This window comes from Citrobacter sp. GW821-FHT07H02 (assembly GCF_059418505.1).
Genome location: NZ_JBWKPZ010000002.1, coordinates 392179 through 409169, shown reverse-complemented (window position 1 = coordinate 409169; position 16991 = coordinate 392179). Strand labels below are relative to the sequence as shown.

25 protein-coding genes are annotated in these 16991 nt (G+C 51.1%); 2 read left to right on the top strand and 23 right to left on the bottom strand.

Annotation, left to right across the window (positions count from 1 at the left end):
- Window positions 1–12: 12 nt before the first annotated feature.
- The 8 genes from rpsC to rpsJ are packed head-to-tail and all read right to left on the bottom strand — an operon-like array spanning window position 13 to window position 4101.
- Window positions 13–714 (bottom strand): 30S ribosomal protein S3, encoded by a 702-nt coding sequence (gene rpsC / locus AC07NP_RS05055; protein ID WP_000529945.1) that lies wholly within the window; start codon window positions 712–714, stop codon window positions 13–15.
- Between the two features lie 17 nt (window positions 715–731).
- On the bottom strand, window positions 732–1064 hold the full coding sequence (gene rplV, locus AC07NP_RS05050) for a 50S ribosomal protein L22 (RefSeq protein ID WP_000448832.1): 333 nt from the start codon (window positions 1062–1064) through the stop codon (window positions 732–734).
- Window positions 1065–1078: 14 nt separating this feature from the next.
- Window positions 1079–1357: a 30S ribosomal protein S19 gene (rpsS, locus tag AC07NP_RS05045; protein ID WP_001138115.1), complete on the bottom strand. Its 279-nt coding sequence runs from the start codon at window positions 1355–1357 to the stop codon at window positions 1079–1081.
- A gap of 16 nt (window positions 1358–1373) precedes the next feature.
- Window positions 1374–2195 carry a 50S ribosomal protein L2 gene (rplB, locus tag AC07NP_RS05040; protein WP_039076813.1) on the bottom strand — a complete coding sequence of 274 codons (822 nt, stop codon included), beginning with the start codon at window positions 2193–2195 and terminating at the stop codon, window positions 1374–1376.
- A gap of 17 nt (window positions 2196–2212) precedes the next feature.
- A complete protein-coding gene (rplW, locus tag AC07NP_RS05035) occupies window positions 2213–2515 on the bottom strand; it encodes a 50S ribosomal protein L23 (protein ID WP_004868363.1) in 303 nt (100 codons plus the stop codon).
- A complete protein-coding gene (rplD, locus tag AC07NP_RS05030) occupies window positions 2512–3117 on the bottom strand; it encodes a 50S ribosomal protein L4 (protein WP_003031119.1) in 606 nt (201 codons plus the stop codon). The genes rplW and rplD overlap by 4 nt, the downstream gene beginning before the upstream one ends.
- A 10-nt stretch (window positions 3118–3127) precedes the next feature.
- On the bottom strand, window positions 3128–3757 hold the full coding sequence (rplC, locus tag AC07NP_RS05025; RefSeq protein WP_162383477.1) for a 50S ribosomal protein L3: 630 nt from the start codon (window positions 3755–3757) through the stop codon (window positions 3128–3130).
- Window positions 3758–3789: 32 nt separating this feature from the next.
- Window positions 3790–4101, bottom strand: coding sequence for a 30S ribosomal protein S10 (rpsJ, locus tag AC07NP_RS05020; RefSeq protein ID WP_001181005.1), 312 nt, complete (start codon window positions 4099–4101; stop codon window positions 3790–3792).
- A 378-nt stretch (window positions 4102–4479) separates the two neighbouring features.
- On the opposite strand from rpsJ, the gene AC07NP_RS05015 reads away from it, so the two are divergent.
- The gene (locus tag AC07NP_RS05015) at window positions 4480–4947 is read left to right on the top strand and encodes a prepilin peptidase (RefSeq protein ID WP_494659757.1); all 468 of its coding nucleotides are present in this window, start codon (window positions 4480–4482) and stop codon (window positions 4945–4947) included.
- Here the strand turns inward: AC07NP_RS05015 and bfr are convergent.
- From bfr to fkpA, 11 genes are all read right to left on the bottom strand, one after another.
- Entirely contained in the window at window positions 4944–5420 is a 477-nt protein-coding gene (gene bfr / locus AC07NP_RS05010; RefSeq protein WP_276293682.1) for a bacterioferritin, read from the bottom strand. The two genes, AC07NP_RS05015 and bfr, sit on opposite strands and share 4 nt — an antisense overlap.
- Window positions 5421–5492: 72 nt before the next feature.
- The gene (gene bfd, locus AC07NP_RS05005; RefSeq protein WP_203359770.1) at window positions 5493–5687 is read right to left on the bottom strand and encodes a bacterioferritin-associated ferredoxin; all 195 of its coding nucleotides are present in this window, start codon (window positions 5685–5687) and stop codon (window positions 5493–5495) included.
- 182 nt (window positions 5688–5869) lie between these two features.
- The gene (gene tuf / locus AC07NP_RS05000; RefSeq protein ID WP_192610773.1) at window positions 5870–7054 is read right to left on the bottom strand and encodes an elongation factor Tu; all 1185 of its coding nucleotides are present in this window, start codon (window positions 7052–7054) and stop codon (window positions 5870–5872) included.
- Window positions 7055–7124: 70 nt separating this feature from the next.
- Window positions 7125–9239 carry an elongation factor G gene (fusA, locus tag AC07NP_RS04995; RefSeq protein ID WP_203359769.1) on the bottom strand — a complete coding sequence of 705 codons (2115 nt, stop codon included), beginning with the start codon at window positions 9237–9239 and terminating at the stop codon, window positions 7125–7127.
- Window positions 9240–9335: 96 nt separating this feature from the next.
- Entirely contained in the window at window positions 9336–9806 is a 471-nt protein-coding gene (gene rpsG, locus AC07NP_RS04990) for a 30S ribosomal protein S7 (protein ID WP_003023657.1), read from the bottom strand.
- A gap of 95 nt (window positions 9807–9901) precedes the next feature.
- Complete coding sequence (rpsL, locus tag AC07NP_RS04985; RefSeq protein ID WP_003023654.1) at window positions 9902–10276, bottom strand: 30S ribosomal protein S12; 375 nt, start codon at window positions 10274–10276, stop codon at window positions 9902–9904.
- 125 nt (window positions 10277–10401) lie between these two features.
- Window positions 10402–10689 carry a sulfurtransferase complex subunit TusB gene (gene tusB, locus AC07NP_RS04980; RefSeq protein WP_494659777.1) on the bottom strand — a complete coding sequence of 96 codons (288 nt, stop codon included), beginning with the start codon at window positions 10687–10689 and terminating at the stop codon, window positions 10402–10404.
- 13 nt (window positions 10690–10702) lie between these two features.
- Complete coding sequence (gene tusC, locus AC07NP_RS04975; RefSeq protein WP_494659756.1) at window positions 10703–11062, bottom strand: sulfurtransferase complex subunit TusC; 360 nt, start codon at window positions 11060–11062, stop codon at window positions 10703–10705.
- On the bottom strand, window positions 11062–11448 hold the full coding sequence (gene tusD / locus AC07NP_RS04970; RefSeq protein WP_494659755.1) for a sulfurtransferase complex subunit TusD: 387 nt from the start codon (window positions 11446–11448) through the stop codon (window positions 11062–11064). The genes tusC and tusD overlap by 1 nt, the downstream gene beginning before the upstream one ends.
- Window positions 11448–12173, bottom strand: a complete 726-nt coding sequence (locus tag AC07NP_RS04965; RefSeq protein WP_192610769.1) for a helix-turn-helix transcriptional regulator — start codon at window positions 12171–12173, stop codon at window positions 11448–11450. The genes tusD and AC07NP_RS04965 overlap by 1 nt, the downstream gene beginning before the upstream one ends.
- A gap of 165 nt (window positions 12174–12338) precedes the next feature.
- A complete protein-coding gene (fkpA, locus tag AC07NP_RS04960; RefSeq protein WP_271443968.1) occupies window positions 12339–13157 on the bottom strand; it encodes an FKBP-type peptidyl-prolyl cis-trans isomerase in 819 nt (272 codons plus the stop codon).
- 218 nt (window positions 13158–13375) lie between these two features.
- On the opposite strand from fkpA, the gene AC07NP_RS04955 reads away from it, so the two are divergent.
- Window positions 13376–13594: a protein SlyX gene (locus AC07NP_RS04955; RefSeq protein WP_162383486.1), complete on the top strand. Its 219-nt coding sequence runs from the start codon at window positions 13376–13378 to the stop codon at window positions 13592–13594.
- 72 nt (window positions 13595–13666) lie between these two features.
- Here AC07NP_RS04955 and slyD read toward each other — a convergent pair whose 3' ends face one another.
- The 4 genes from slyD to kefG all read right to left on the bottom strand — a co-directional run bounded on the left by slyD (window position 13667) and on the right by kefG (window position 16909).
- Complete coding sequence (gene slyD / locus AC07NP_RS04950) at window positions 13667–14248, bottom strand: peptidylprolyl isomerase (RefSeq protein WP_494659754.1); 582 nt, start codon at window positions 14246–14248, stop codon at window positions 13667–13669.
- A gap of 94 nt (window positions 14249–14342) precedes the next feature.
- Complete coding sequence (locus AC07NP_RS04945; RefSeq protein ID WP_192610765.1) at window positions 14343–14543, bottom strand: YheV family putative zinc ribbon protein; 201 nt, start codon at window positions 14541–14543, stop codon at window positions 14343–14345.
- A gap of 9 nt (window positions 14544–14552) precedes the next feature.
- Window positions 14553–16358, bottom strand: coding sequence for a glutathione-regulated potassium-efflux system protein KefB (gene kefB / locus AC07NP_RS04940; protein WP_203359764.1), 1806 nt, complete (start codon window positions 16356–16358; stop codon window positions 14553–14555).
- On the bottom strand, window positions 16358–16909 hold the full coding sequence (kefG, locus tag AC07NP_RS04935) for a glutathione-regulated potassium-efflux system ancillary protein KefG (protein ID WP_494659776.1): 552 nt from the start codon (window positions 16907–16909) through the stop codon (window positions 16358–16360). The genes kefB and kefG overlap by 1 nt, the downstream gene beginning before the upstream one ends.
- Window positions 16910–16991 lie beyond the last annotated feature (82 nt).

Here is a 16991-nt window from a genome sequence, read left to right as displayed (position 1 = left end):
CAGCGACGCTCCTTATTTACGGCCTTTACGCTGCTGCTTTTTAGGTTGAGCAGCCGGTTTTTCCGGTTGTTCAACAGCAGCCATACCACCCAGGATCTCGCCTTTGAAGATCCACACTTTAACGCCGATTACACCGTAAGTGGTGTGCGCTTCAGAGGTGTTGTAGTCGATGTCAGCACGCAGAGTGTGCAGAGGAACGCGACCTTCGCGGTACCATTCGGTACGTGCAATTTCCGCGCCGCCCAGACGGCCGCTAACTTCAACTTTAATACCTTTCGCGCCCAGACGCATTGCGTTCTGTACAGCACGCTTCATAGCACGACGGAACATAACACGACGTTCCAGCTGAGAAGTGATGCTGTCAGCAACCAATTTTGCGTCCAGTTCAGGCTTACGCACTTCGGCGATATTGATCTGGGCAGGAACGCCAGCAATATCAGCTACGACTTTGCGCAGTTTTTCTACGTCTTCGCCTTTCTTACCGATAACGATACCCGGACGAGCGGTGTGAATAGTCACACGGATGCTCTTAGCCGGACGCTCGATAACGATACGAGATACAGACGCTTTAGCCAGTTCCTTAGTCAGGTACTGACGTACTTTAAAATCGCTGTCCAGGTTGTCAGCGAATTCTTTGGTGTTCGCAAACCAGGTTGAGTTCCATGGTTTTACAATACCCAGGCGAATACCATTAGGATGTACTTTCTGACCCATTGCTAGTCTCCAGAGTCTCAGCGATCGGACACAACCACAGTAATGTGGCTGGTGCGCTTCAGGATGCGATCTGCACGACCTTTTGCACGCGGCATAATGCGCTTCATGCTCGGGCCTTCGTCTACGAAAATTTTCGTAACTTTCAGATCGTCAATGTCAGCGCCATCGTTGTGTTCAGCGTTAGCAATGGCAGATTCCAGAACTTTCTTGACCAGTACAGCCGCTTTCTTATTGGTGTAGGTCAGAATATCCAGGGCCTGCGACACTTTCTTACCGCGAATCAGGTCTGCAACAAGGCGAACCTTCTGAGCAGAAGAACGAGCATGGCGATGTTGAGCTAAAGTTTCCATCTCTTCCTCCTACCTTATTTCTTCTTCGCTTTTTTATCAGCAGCGTGGCCGCGATAAGTACGAGTCGGTGCGAATTCACCCAGTTTGTGACCGACCATTTCATCGGAAACAAATACCGGAACGTGCTGACGACCATTATGGACAGCGATGGTCAAACCGATCATGTTAGGAAAGATCGTTGAACGACGGGACCAAGTGCGCAGGGGCTTCTTGTCTCCGCTTTCCACCGCTTTCTCTACCTTCTTCAGCAAGTGCAGGTCAATAAAAGGACCTTTCTTGAGAGAACGTGGCATGGCTTATCCTCTAAAATTATTTGCTACGGCGACGTACGATGAATTTATCAGTACGCTTGTTGCTGCGGGTCTTCTTACCTTTGGTCTGAACGCCCCACGGAGTTACCGGGTGCTTACCAAAGTTACGACCTTCACCACCACCATGTGGGTGGTCGACTGGGTTCATCGCAGTACCGCGAACGGTAGGACGAACACCACGCCAGCGTGCAGCACCTGCTTTACCCAGAACGCGCAGCATATGCTCAGCATTGCCAACTTCGCCCAGAGTTGCACGGCAGTCTGCTTCGACTTTACGCATTTCACCAGAACGCAGACGCAGGGTGACATAAGCACCATCACGAGCAACGATCTGAACGTAAGTACCAGCGGAACGAGCCAGCTGACCGCCTTTACCTGGTTTCATTTCTACGTTATGAACGGTAGAACCAACCGGGATATTGCGCATCGGCAGGGTGTTACCTGCTTTGATTGCAGCATCAACGCCAGACTGAATCTGGTCGCCAGCTTTCAGGCCTTTAGGGGCCAGGATGTAACGGCGTTCGCCATCTTTGTACAGAACCAGCGCGATGTTCGCGGAACGGTTCGGATCGTACTCAAGACGTTCAACAACTGCCGGGATACCATCTTTGTTGCGTTTGAAGTCAACCAGACGGTATGCCTGCTTGTGGCCACCACCAATATGACGAGTGGTGATACGGCCATTGTTGTTACGACCACCGGATTTGCTGTTTTTTTCCAGCAACGGAGCAAAAGGTTTGCCCTTGTGCAGCTCAGGGTTAACCACTTTAACGACGTGGCGACGACCCGGAGATGTCGGTTTACATTTAACAACTGCCATTGTATTACTCCTCCGACTTACTCAGCGCCGCCAACGAAGTCCAGATTCTGGCCTTCCTTCAGGGTGACGTAAGCTTTTTTCCAGTCGCTACGACGACCGATACGCTGTCCGTGACGTTTAACTTTCCCTTTAACTACCAGGGTGTTAACGACTTCGACTTCGACTTCAAACAGTTTCTGCACAGCAGCTTTGATTTCTGCTTTGGTCGCGTCTTTAGCAACTTTGAGAACGATGGTATTGGTTTTTTCCATCGCAGCAGACGCTTTTTCAGAAACGTGCGGTGCACGCAGCACCTTCAGCAAACGTTCTTCACGAATCATGCCAGCATCTCCTCAACTTGCTTAACAGCATCAGCAGTCATTACGACTTTGTCGAAGGCGATCAGGCTAACCGGGTCGATACCAGTTGCATCGCGTACGTCAACCTTGTGCAGGTTGCGCGCAGCCAGGAACAGGTTCTCGTCCAGCTCACCGGTGATGATCAGCACATCTTCCAGAGCCATGTCTTTCAGTTTCTGTGCCAGCAGCTTAGTTTTAGGCGCTTCTACAGAGAATGATTCGACAACGATCAGACGATCCTGACGTACCAGTTCGGACAGAATGCTTTTCAGCGCGCCGCGGTACATCTTTTTGTTAACTTTTTGACTGTGGTCCTGCGGGCGAGCAGCGAAGGTCACGCCACCGGAACGCCAGATCGGGCTCTTGATAGAACCTGAACGCGCACGGCCGGTACCTTTCTGGCGCCACGGCTTTTTGCCTGAACCAGTTACTTCAGCACGAGTCTTCTGAGCACGAGTACCCTGACGAGCACCAGCTGCATAAGCAACAACAACCTGGTGAACCAGCGCTTCGTTGAAATCACGACCGAAGGTAGTTTCGGAAACAGTCAGCGCGCTCTGCGCGTCTTTCAATACTAATTCCATTGCTATCCCCTTACGCCTTCACAGCTGGTTTAACGATCAGGTCGCAACCGGTCGCACCCGGAACACCACCTTTAACCAGCAGCAGGTTGCGCTCAGCGTCAACGCGTACTACGTCAAGGCTCTGAACGGTGACACGCTCGTTACCCATCTGACCTGCCATTTTCTTGCCTTTGAACACTTTGCCCGGAGTCTGGTTCTGACCGATAGAACCCGGAACGCGGTGAGACAAGGAGTTACCGTGAGTAGCGTCCTGGGTACGGAAGTTCCAGCGCTTAACGGTACCAGCGAAACCTTTACCTTTAGAGGTACCGGTTACGTCAACTTTTTTAACGTCAGCAAACAGTTCAACGCTAATGCTCTGACCTACGGTGAATTCTTCACCATCTGCCAGACGGAACTCCCACAGGCCGCGGCCAGCTTCTACGCCAGCTTTAGCAAAGTGGCCAGCTTCCGGCTTAGTTACACGGTTAGCTTTTTTAGCACCGGTGGTAACCTGGACAGCGCGGTAGCCATCGTTAGCCAGGTCTTTAACCTGAGTAACGCGGTTTGCTTCAACTTCGATTACGGTTACTGGGATAGATACGCCATCTTCAGTGAAGATGCGGGTCATACCCACTTTTTTACCGACTAAACCAATCATTGTATCAACCTCTCAATCGCTCGATGACCTGATTAACCCAGGCTGATCTGCACGTCTACACCGGCAGCCAGGTCCAGACGCATCAGAGCATCAACGGTTTTTTCAGTTGGCTCAACGATGTCAACCAGACGCTTGTGAGTGCGAATTTCGTACTGATCACGCGCGTCTTTGTTAACGTGCGGGGAGATCAGAACGGTAAAGCGCTCTTTGCGGGTCGGCAGCGGGATCGGACCACGAACTTGCGCACCAGTGCGCTTAGCAGTCTCGACGATTTCCGCGGTTGATTGATCGATCAGACGATGATCAAACGCTTTCAAACGGATACGGATTCTTTGGTTCTGCATGAGACCAGAGCTCCAATTATTTTATAGACGAAATAGTTACTCCTCAAACCCATTACGATTGATGGGAGAGTGTAACCGTTCTTACAGAGTTCCCCGATTGGGAACATTGTCTGGTATCGCTTTCGCAGTACCTGTGGCTCATATCGAACCGCTGTCAATATTAGACAAGCCCGCGCATTATACGTAAATCTCAGTCTTACGCAAGCGCCGCGTAGATATTAATCATTTTTTCGACAATGCGGGCTCCGTTCCATCCTGCCTGTAAGAGTCCCAAATTTCATTTTTTCTGCGGAACGAAGGAAACAAAGCAGCAAATACAACATTGCGTGGAAAGCTGTCACCGCTATTGTGGTCTCACTGTCTACTCAGGAGTTATCCATGTACTCTGCGCTCCCTTTTCTGCTCACATACCTTTTTTTATCAGGGCGTCTGTGGGTCACCGATTTACGAACGGGTTTTTTACCCGATAGATTAACCTGTCCTCTTCTTTGGAGCGGTCTCATTTACCATCAGCTTTTGCTGCCCGCTCGTTTGTCCGCTGCCCTATGGGGAGCCGTAGCGGGATATGTCCTGTTCGCTCTTCTGTACTGGGGTTATCGTCTGGCTTACCGACAAGAAGGGTTGGGCTATGGCGATGTGAAGTTTCTTGCCGCCCTGGGCGCATGGCATGAATGGCAGTCATTACCCATGCTGGTGTTTATTGCCGCTTTTTTGGCCTGCGCCGCGGTGGGGATGGATTACGTCAGGTATGGTAAGGCGGTATTAAAAAACCCGCTGCCTTTTGGGCCATACATGGCGGCTGCGGGTTTTATCATAGGATGGAAAACACTGATGCCGGAGAGTTAGTCTGCAACTTTAATTTGTGATTGCAGATAATTTTGCAAGCCAAGTTTCGAAATTAAATCCAGCTCGGTTTCCAGCCAGTCGATGTGCCCTTCTTCATCGGCAAGAATTTCAATCATCATATCCCTGCTGACATAATCATGGACAGTATCTGCGTAAGCGATAGCTTCACGTAGATCTTTTGCGCCTTCAAGTTCAAGCCGAAGGTCGGATTGCAGCATCTCTTCGACATCTTCACCAATGCCTAGCTTGCCAAGATCCTGCAAATTTGGAATGCCCTCCAAAAACAAGATTCGCTCGATGTACTTATCAGCGTGCTTCATCTCATCAATGGACTCATGGTATTCGACATCATTGAGGCGAATCAGACCCCAATTTTTAAACATACGAGCATGGAGAAAATACTGGTTGATCGCGACAAGCTCATTACCCAATAGTTTATTGAGATAACTTATGATTTTAACATCACCTTTCATTTTATAGTCCCTCCGCTTCCACTCTTTGAAGAGTAGATGGGGCTACAGGGATGTCAAAAAAAAGAATGTGACTCAGGCGATCTCTTTAAATTCCGGTATCTGTGTCAATTCGTCCTGCATTACTTCACGTGCAGCCCGAACACACTTACCACATTGATTTCCAACAGCAATAAACTTACGCAATTGTTGGAAAGATTGTGGATGAAACTGGCGTACCGCCTGACGGATTTTTTTATCACTGACACCATTACACAAACAAACGTACATGATCGCTCCCGTTCAATTTCTGCGCAAAGTGTAAATGAGAATAGTTATGATTACAATAGCACAAATATATAGACGCAGCCGGAGAGCAATAAAAAATGCGAATAAATATGACTGGCTAAATGCCAGGCAGCAAAAAGGGCGCCGTAGCGCCCTTTTTAAGCTCAAAACTAATTATTAAATAATTAGCTCATTACTTTAGCAACAACGCCCGCGCCAACGGTACGGCCGCCTTCACGGATTGCGAAACGCAGACCGTCGTCCATCGCGATCGGGTGAATCAGGGTAACAACCATTTTGATGTTGTCGCCCGGCATTACCATCTCTACGCCTTCCGGCAGTTCGATGGTACCAGTCACGTCAGTAGTACGGAAGTAGAACTGCGGACGGTAGCCTTTGAAGAACGGAGTATGACGGCCGCCTTCGTCTTTGGACAGGATATAAACTTCAGATTCGAACTTGGTGTGCGGCTTGATGGAACCCGGCTTAGCCAGTACCTGACCACGTTCGATTTCTTCACGTTTGATACCACGCAGCAGAACACCAACGTTCTCACCAGCACGGCCTTCGTCCAGCAGTTTGCGGAACATTTCAACGCCAGTACAGGTAGACTTGGCAGTCTCTTTGATACCAACGATTTCAACTTCTTCACCAACTTTAACGATACCGCGCTCTACACGACCGGTAACAACGGTACCACGACCGGAGATGGAGAATACGTCTTCGATAGGCAGCAGGAACGGCTTGTCAATCGCACGCTCTGGTTCCGGGATGTAAGAATCCAGGAAGCCAGCCAGTTCGATGATTTTCGCTTCCCACTCTGCTTCGCCTTCCAGCGCTTTCAGAGCAGAACCACGAACGATCGGAGTGTCGTCGCCCGGGAAATCGTACTGAGACAGAAGTTCACGAACTTCCATTTCTACCAGTTCCAGCAGCTCTTCGTCATCAACCATGTCGCATTTGTTCAGGAACACGATGATGTACGGAACGCCTACCTGACGACCCAGCAGGATGTGCTCACGAGTCTGCGGCATCGGGCCGTCAGTCGCAGCAACAACCAGGATCGCGCCGTCCATCTGCGCAGCACCGGTGATCATGTTTTTAACATAGTCGGCGTGGCCCGGGCAGTCTACGTGTGCGTAGTGGCGAGTCGGGGTGTCATATTCAACGTGAGAAGTGTTGATGGTGATACCACGAGCTTTTTCTTCCGGTGCGTTATCGATCTGGTCGAAAGCACGAGCAGCACCGCCGTAGGTTTTAGCCAGTACGGTGGTGATTGCAGCGGTCAGAGTAGTTTTACCGTGGTCGACGTGGCCGATAGTACCAACGTTGACGTGCGGTTTTGTACGTTCAAATTTTTCTTTAGACACGGCTATATTCCTTACTATAGTGCTCTCCCCTTCAGGAGAGAGCACGGGACTTAGGTTTTAACCCCGGGGCTTATTTACCACGGGCTTCGATTACGGCCTGAGCAACGTTGTTCGGCGCATCATCATACTTCAGGAATTCCATCGTGTATGATGCACGACCTTTGGTCAGAGAACGCAGCTGAGTTGCATATCCGAACATTTCAGACAGCGGAACTTCAGCGTGGATCTTAACGCCAGTTACTTCAGATTCCTGACCGCGCAGCATACCGCGACGACGGCTCAAGTCACCGATAACATCACCAGTGTTCTCTTCCGGAGTCTCTACTTCAACCTTCATGATCGGCTCAAGCAGAACAGGTTTTGCTCTCTTAAAGCCTTCTTTAAAGGCGATAGAAGCAGCCAGTTTAAACGCCAGTTCAGAGGAGTCAACGTCATGGTAAGAACCGAAGTGCAGACGAACACCCATGTCTACTACCGGGTAACCAGCCAGCGGACCAGACTTCAACTGCTCCTGGATGCCTTTATCAACGGCAGGGATGTATTCGCCAGGAATTACACCACCTTTAATGTCGTTGACGAACTCGTAACCTTTCGGGTTAGAGCCCGGCTCCAGCGGGTACATGTCGATAACGACGTGACCATACTGACCACGACCACCAGACTGTTTCGCGTGCTTACCTTCGATATCGGTAACTTTCGCACGAATCGCTTCGCGGTAAGCAACCTGAGGTTTACCGACGTTCGCTTCAACGTTGAATTCACGCTTCATACGGTCAACGATGATGTCGAGGTGCAGTTCACCCATACCGGCGATGATGGTCTGGTTAGATTCTTCGTCAGTCCATACGCGGAATGACGGGTCTTCTTTAGCCAGACGACCCAGAGCCAGACCCATTTTTTCCTGGTCAGCTTTGGTTTTCGGTTCTACTGCGATGGAGATTACCGGCTCAGGGAATTCCATACGCTCCAGAATGATCGGTTTGTCCGGATCACACAGAGTATCACCAGTAGTCACGTCTTTCAGACCGATCGCAGCAGCGATGTCGCCTGCGCGAACTTCTTTGATCTCTTCACGTTTGTTAGCGTGCATCTGAACGATACGACCGAAACGCTCACGTGCAGATTTCACGGAGTTCAGTACGGTATCACCAGAGTTAACCACACCGGAGTACACACGGAAGAAGGTCAGGTTACCTACGAACGGGTCGGTAGCGATTTTGAACGCCAGCGCAGAGAACGGCTCGTCATCACTTGCGTGACGCTCAGCCGGAGTATCTTTACCGTCGTCCAGGATACCGTTGATCGCAGGAACATCAGTCGGAGCCGGCAGGTAATCGATTACCGCATCCAGCATCGCCTGAACACCTTTGTTCTTAAACGCAGAACCGCAGGTTACCAGGATGATTTCGTTGTTCAGAACGCGCTGACGCAGAGCTTTCTTGATTTCTTCCTCGGTCAGCTCTTCGCCGCCCAGGTATTTTTCCATCAGCTCTTCAGACGCTTCCGCAGCGGACTCAATCAGGTTCTGGTGCCATTCTTCAGCCAGTTCCTGCATGTCAGCCGGGATATCTTCGTATTCGAAGGTTACACCTGCGTCTGCTTCGTTCCAGTTGATGGCTTTCATTTTCACCAGGTCAACAACACCGGTGAAACCTTCTTCAGCACCAATTGCCAGCTGCAGCGGAACCGGGTTCGCGCCCAGACGGGTTTTGATCTGACCAACAACTTTCAGGAAGTTCGCACCCATGCGGTCCATTTTGTTAACGAACGCAATGCGTGGAACTTTATATTTGTTTGCCTGACGCCATACGGTTTCAGACTGCGGCTGAACACCACCAACTGCGCAGTAAACCATTACCGCACCATCAAGAACACGCATGGAACGTTCTACTTCGATAGTGAAGTCAACGTGCCCCGGGGTGTCGATGATGTTTACGCGATGCGGCTCATACTGCTTAGCCATACCTGACCAGAATGCAGTAGTCGCTGCGGAAGTGATAGTAATACCACGTTCCTGCTCCTGCTCCATCCAATCCATGGTAGCTGCGCCGTCATGAACTTCACCGATTTTATGGTTTACACCGGTGTAGAACAGAATACGTTCGGTAGTGGTGGTTTTACCGGCGTCGATGTGCGCACTGATACCGATGTTACGGTAGCGTGCGATGGGTGTTGTACGAGCCATTTGATTCCTCGTTTATCTTTTAGGCGTTCAATTTAAGTAGCCCAAAGCGGGCTGCTTGCAAGAAGCGCCCGCCTGGTAACTATTACTCCGAAGGGATTACCAACGGTAGTGTGCGAACGCCTTGTTGGCTTCTGCCATACGGTGAACGTCTTCACGTTTCTTAACTGCAGTACCTTTGTTTTCTGCAGCATCAGAAAGTTCGTTCGCCAGGCGCAGAGCCATGGATTTATCACCGCGTTTACGAGCAGCTTCAACGATCCAACGCATTGCCAGAGCATTACGACGAACCGGACGGACTTCAACTGGTACCTGATAAGTAGAACCACCAACGCGGCGAGACTTAACTTCGACAGTCGGGCGCACGTTTTCGAGAGCTACTTCGAAAGCTTCCAGTTCGTTTTTACCAGAACGCTGAGCCAGGGTCTCAAGCGCGCTGTATACGATAGTTTCGGCAGTAGATTTTTTACCATCTACCATCAGGATATTTACAAATTTAGCCAGCAGTTCTGATCCGAACTTCGGATCCGGCAGAATTTTACGCTGACCAATGACGCGACGACGTGGCATGGAAATACTCCGTTGTTAATTCAGGATTGTCCAAAACTCTACGAGTTTAGTTTGACATTAATTTAAAACGTTTGGCCTTACTTAACGGAGAACCATTAAGCCTTAGGACGTTTCACGCCATACTTGGAGCGTGATTGCTTACGGTCTTTAACGCCGGAGCAGTCAAGCGCACCACGAACGGTGTGGTAACGAACACCCGGGAGGTCTTTTACACGACCGCCACGGATCAGGATCACGGAGTGCTCCTGCAGGTTGTGACCTTCACCACCGATGTAGGAAGTCACTTCAAAACCGTTAGTCAAACGAACACGACATACTTTACGCAGTGCGGAGTTCGGTTTTTTAGGAGTGGTAGTATATACACGAGTACATACGCCACGTTTCTGCGGGCATGCTTCCAGCGCAGGCACGTTGCTCTTTGCAACTTTGCGTGCGCGTGGTTTGCGTACCAGCTGGTTAACTGTTGCCATTAAATAGCTCCTGGTTTTAGCTTTTGCTTCGTAAACACGTAATAAAACGCCCTCATACAATATGAGGACGCAGAATTTTAGGGCGACGTCGAAAAGGTGTCAAGAAATATACAACAATCCCGCAATTACCAGGTCATCTGGCGGGGATGTTTCGCCACAAGTCTGACGAAGTCAGTATAGTCAACCCTGACGACGCTGTCTGAAATTTGACCACCCAAACCGCGAGCTTTAATGTCTTCTTCCAGCACGTATATCTTAATGGGGGCATTCAGCAAACTTTCAAGGAAACGGCTGCCTTCGATAGCGGTCATCACGCCATCCTGTAGCAACAAAATCTCATCCCCTTCTTTGAGCAGACGAAGAAGAGAGGAGAGATCCGAATGCCACGCAGAGCGATGTAAAGTGTGCAATATAGACATAAGGGACTCAGAACCTCAGGATAACGTCATAGCCATCAAGCTCATTGCGCAACGCTTCAGGCTCAAGCAGTGTCGCATCAATGACAAAGCGCGTGTCTTCCGACAGGCCACGTTCACGCATAGAGGCGGCGCAGATCCAACACTGTTCAATGTCGTAGAGTTCCAGCAGTTTAAAGGTGGCAATGTAGTCGCGCGCCAACACCACATCAGGTTTTTGCCCCTGAAGTATCTGAAAAACGCCATCGCCAATAAAAAAGACGCCAAGCGCTTCTGTTAATGCAGATGTTGCCAGCAACGCATCCAGCCCTTCACGGCCCGATGCGCTACCGTGCGGCGCAGTAGAAAATACAAAAGCAATGCGTTTCATTAAAATTGCACCACGCGATCGCAGGTCAGCGATGCTTCCGCCAGAGCTCCAAGCCCACTGAGAATGAAACCTGGCTGTAAGTTAGCCGCAGCCAGGCCTAGTCTGGCAGACTCCGTTTCATCCACAATCCCCCGGCGCAACGCCGCCGCAACACAGATGTTTAATGTCACACCCTGCGTTTGGTTCAGCTGTTGCCAGGCACGTACCACGTCAAATTCGTCACTGGCAGGCGACGTCAGCATGTTGGCGTTATAGACACCGTCCTGGTAGAAAAAGACACTGCTCAGTTCGTGCCCCTCATTGAGCACCGCCTGGGCAAACTGCAAGGCGCTGCTCGCCTGCTGTGTGCCGTAAGCAGGCCCAGTGACCACAATGGCGAAACGCATTACTTAGTATCCTGTCCCTGAAAATCGCCGCTTTTGAACTGACGTATGTAGAGGTATACCGTGTGCTTGGAGATGTTCAGGCGGTCAGCCACCTGGTTAATCGCATCTTTGATATCGAAGATGCCTTTCTCGTAGAGGTTGAGCACAATCTGGCGGTTCTTCGTATTGTTAGACACGTTTCGGTCAGCGTTCACTTCTTCAATCGTGAACTCCAGCGTTTGCGTGACCAAATCTTCTACCGAGGAGGCAAAGTTAACGGAGGAACCCACTTCCGGCGTTTCCGGTGGAATGAAGGTATTCATAATCTGTGAGAACGGTACATCAAGGTTCATGTTGATGCACAGTAGACCAATCACACGATGCTCGCGGTTGCGAATAGCAATCGTCACCGACTTCATCAAGACACCGCTTTTCGCGCGTGTAAAGTAGCACTTCGACACGCTGCTGTCCGCACCCGTCATATCATGCAGCATGCGCAACGCAAGATCAGTAATCGGCGAGCCAATTTTGCGGCCCGTGTGTTCACCGTTAGCAATGCGAATTGCCGAGCATTTCAAATCCTGCAAAGAGTGCAATACGATTTCACAATGGGAACCAATGAGCATCGCTAACCCGTCCACCACCGCTTCGTAGGATTTCAGAATATCGAAGTCGGTTTGATCGAAAGGACGTTGATCCAGTAAATCAAGCTCACTGGTTTCGTTGGTTAAAAGCGACCTGGACATGAAAAAAAACACTCCTTTTCAGGAGCCTGTCGGTATGTTTTCAGGGCAGGCTCATTATTTACGCGGACAACTAAATTAATACAGCGGACGTTCCGCTTTCCAGTACTAATTATATCCGGCCTGCAATTAAAAAACCGCCGCCATAGTGGCGGCGGTTCTCAGTTTTTATTTTTTAGCAGCATCTGCTGCTTTAGCGTCAGCTTCTGCTGGCGCTGCGGCATCCGCTTTCGGTGCCGGTTTGATGTCCAGCAGCTCTACGTCGAATACCAGCGTAGAGTTAGCCGGGATGCCCGGAACGCCAGTTTTGCCGTAAGCCAGATCCGGTGGGATAACCAGTTGGATCTTACCGCCTTTCTTGATGTTCTTCAGACCTTCAGTCCAGCCAGGGATCACACCATCCAGACGGAAAGAGAGCGGCTCACCACGGGTGTAAGAGTTATCGAACTCTTTACCGTCAATCAGCGTACCTTTGTAATTCACCACCACAGTATCGCTGTCTTTCGGCGCATCACCCGTACCGGCTTTTTCTACTTTATAGACGAGGCCAGTAGAAGAGGTTTTAGCCCCTTTCTCTTTAGCGAATTTCTCGCGGAATGCTTTGCCTTTGGTTTCGTTTTCAGTCGCGTCTTTTTCCATCTTCGCCTGAGCGGAGCTCTTCACGCGAGCTTCAAACGCCTGTAGCGTTTGTTCGATTTCCTGGTCAGACAATTTGCTCTTGTCTGCAAACGCATCCTGAACACCCGCGATCAGCTGATCTTTGTCCAGTTTAATGCCTAATTTTTCCTGTTCCTTCAGGGAGTTTTCCATGTAACGACCCAGAGAAGCACCCAGCGCATACGCTGATTTCTGATCGTCATTTTTGAACGCAGCTTTGCTGTCGGCAGTTGCCGCAGGTTTTGCAGCATCAGCAGCGAAAGTGATCGGAGCGTGCAGAGCAACGGCCATTGTGGTCGCCAGCAGCGTTACTTTAAACAGTGATTTCATCCATATCTCCAGGGCCGGGGCATCTCACCCCAGGGTTAACTTACACAAGAAACGTACTATAAAGCGTTGTAGAACAAATCAACATACGAACACGCCCTATTATCACCCCTTTTCAGACTCTTTTTGTTTAATTTAGTTTCCTGAAAGGTTAATGAGTACTGTGCAATCCCGTAAAGTTAAGTAGAATCCGCGGCCGGGAACAACAAAAGAGGTGAATCATGCAGGATATAACGATGGAAGCTCGCCTGGCTGAACTGGAGAGTCGCCTGGCTTTTCAGGAGATCACCATTGAAGAACTCAATGTGACAGTGACCGCTCATGAGATGGAAATGGCTAAACTACGCGATCATCTGCGTTTGCTGACGGATAAACTCAAAGCCAGCCAACCGTCAAACATTGCCTCTCAGTCCGAAGAGACGCCACCGCCACATTATTGAGACGTAAAAAAAGCGGGTTTCCCCGCTTTTTTTGCGCCCGGTATCGCTACGCTTACCGGGCCAGCATGACGATTAATGGCAACCGCAGCCGCCATTTCCGCCACAACCACCTTTGCCGTGCTCATGACCATGGTCATGGTCGTGGCCGTGGCCGCCGCAGCAACCTTCGTGGTCGTGGTCATGACCGTTAGCACCGTGAACGTGGCCATGAGCCAACTCTTCTTCGGTTGCTTCACGAATCGCGACAACTTCCACGTTGAATTTCAGGTTCTGGCCAGCCAGCATGTGGTTACCGTCAACCACAACGTGGTCGTCTTCCACTTCGGTAATTTCTACCGGTACCGGACCCTGGTCGGTTTCCGCCAGGAAGCGCATGCCAACCTGCAGTTCGTCAACACCCATGAACACGTCTTTAGGAACGCGCTGCACCAGGTTTTCATCATACTGACCGTAAGCGTCGTTAGCGCCTACAGCAACGTCAAATTTGTCGCCAACATCGTGACCTTCCAGCGCCGTTTCCAGGCCAGAGATCAGGGAACCGTGACCATGCAGGTAGTCCAGCGGCGCACTTACCGGAGACTCATCAACCAACACACCGTCTTCTGTACGTACCTGATAGGCCAGGCTGACCACCAGGTCTTTTGCTACTTTCATGATATCTCCTGAGCATGGGAAGAATAGTGGCGCAGATTGTAGCGGAATTCTGCACTCGTGTACCCACTAGCTTAAAAAAACCTGCGACATATCGCTAGTCCGGATGAAAAATCCCGATCACTTGCTCTTCTTTGCGAACATGCTCGCGCGCCGCTTTATCGGCTTCACGCATCTGATGACCACACTTAACGCATTCAACAATATCAACATTATTTTCGCGCCACATCGCCAGAGAATCTTGCGCCTGGCAAGATGGGCATTTTGCACCTGCAATAAAACGTTTACGAATTGCCATACTGCTCCCCTACTCAAATTCATCCCAGCCATCCAGCTGGCGCCGTTCTTTCTGCATCTCTCGCTGGAAGATCTCCTCCAGCTCGCGTCGGGCTTCCGTGGCGCGTGAGATTTGAACCGTATCGGTATGCATCGGGATCAACTCCCGTAACATACGCATGTCCAGGCGACGAAAGTGCAGTTGCGCCCGCTGCGCCTGATGCGGATGCATCCCTAATGACACCAGCGTTTTGCGCCCCAACTCCAGCGCACTGGAAAAGGTTTCACGAGAAAACTGTGTCACCCCCACCTGTAATAACTCATGTGCTTCTACACGTCCGCGCGCCCGCGCAAGAATATGCAAATGCGGGAAATGCTGCTGGCACAGTTCCACCAGCTTCATGGTGTCTTCAGGCTCATTACAGGTGATCACAATCGATTCCGCCGCTTCCGCCCCTGCCGAGCGCAGGAGATCCACCTGGGTGGCATCACCGTAATACACTTTGTAGCCATATTTACGCATCAGGTTGACGGCACTGATATCCCGCTCAAGTACCGTAATACGCATCTTGTTCGCCATCAACAAACGCCCAATCACCTGACCGAATCGCCCAAACCCCACCACAATCACCTGCGGCTTATCATCATCCACCCAGGGCGCTTCGTCTTCCTCTTCCGGGCCATTGATCTGCCTGGAAAGCCATTTATCAATGAGCTTCATTAACAAGGGGGTTGTCATCATCGACAGCGTGACGGTCACCAGCAGTAACGCCATCTGATCGCCCTGGAACAATCGCTGAGAAGAGGCAGTAGAAAAGAGCACAAAAGCAAACTCGCCCCCCTGACTCAACACGCCCGCAAACTGCATTCGCTCCGAACTCCTCACGCCATACACGCGAGCCAGCAAATAGAGCACCAGCGTCTTGACGGCCACCAGGATGACGACGCTCATCACGACCCACAACAGATGGGTGTAGAGCACACCAAGATTTAACGACATCCCGACCGAAATAAAGAACAGCCCCAGCAGCAAGCCTTTAAAGGGATCGATGGCGGTTTCCAGCTCATGGCGATATTCGCTTTCCGCCAGTAACACACCCGCAATAAACGTCCCCAGCGCCATCGATAGCCCCAGCGCATCCATAAACAGCGCCGAAGCCAGCACCAACAGCAGGGTGGCAGCGGTGAAAACCTCCCTCACGCCCGAGCTAGCGATAAAGCGAAACACGGGGCGCAGCAGATAACGTCCGCCAATCAGCATGCCCGCAAATGCCAGCACCTTCATGCCCACTTTGATCCAGTCAAAATGTTCATCTGCGGAACCCGCCAGCAGCGGCACCAGCGCCAGCGCCGGGATCACCGCCAGATCCTGAAACAGCAGCACAGAAAAACCCAGTTGCCCGGATTCACTGCGATTCATCCCTTTTTCACGCATCAGCTGCAATGCCATGGCGGTCGACGACATCGCCAGACCGATCCCCCCGACCACTGCCGCCTGCCACGAGAAGCGGGTCAGCATCAGTAACCCCGCCAGCACCGCCGCGCTTAACATCACCTGCGCTGCCCCGACGCCAAAAATAGAACGCCGTAACTGCCAGAGTTTTGCGGGATTCAGCTCCAGGCCAATGATAAACATCAGGAAGACAACGCCCAACTCAGAGAAATGCAGGATCTCATCAACGTCGCTGATAAACCCCAGCCCCCACGGACCGATAGCGATCCCGGCCAGCAGGTAGCCCAGGACCGCGCCGATACCCAGCCGTGCAGCCAACGGCACCGCAACCACTGCCGCGAAGAGAAACAACACGCCTGCCAGCATTAAATCGGAACCTTCCATCAGCGACCTCCCGCAGCAACAGGGTTTGCCAGCCACTCACCATACGCCCTGGCATGACTGGCTAATTCCTGCGCACTTTGTCGCCTGGCCCAGTAAATAATGATTGGACTCATCCAATGCATACGACACATCGCCGCCGTCAGTTCAAAGGGGCGCAACACGTCGCTCATCGGATAACGGTTCAGCGCGTCATAGCGATAAGCACTTTCCGGCTCGCCGGTAGTGATCACGCTTCGCCAGTACTTTCCCGCCAGTTGATTTCCTCCGGGACCGCTGGCAAAACCGCGGCTCAACACCCGGTCGAACCACTCTTTGAGCAGTGCCGGGCAACTGTAGGTATACAAAGGGTGCTGAAAAACAATCACATCGTGTTCACGCAATAGCGCCTGCTCATGCGGAATATCGATAAAAAAATCAGGGTAGTGCGCGTAAAGATCGTGCACTGTCACATTACTGAGCTGCATGGCCGGCTTAAGCAGAACCCGATTGGCGACCGAGTCCTGAGATTCCGGATGGGCATACAGCAGCAAAACTTTCGCTGGCTGGGACATCATCCCCCTCCCGGTTTTTGTGTATAGTCGTTGTTTTGGGCTACCATTGCGCTCCAGTGCGGCAGTACGCCCACACACACTA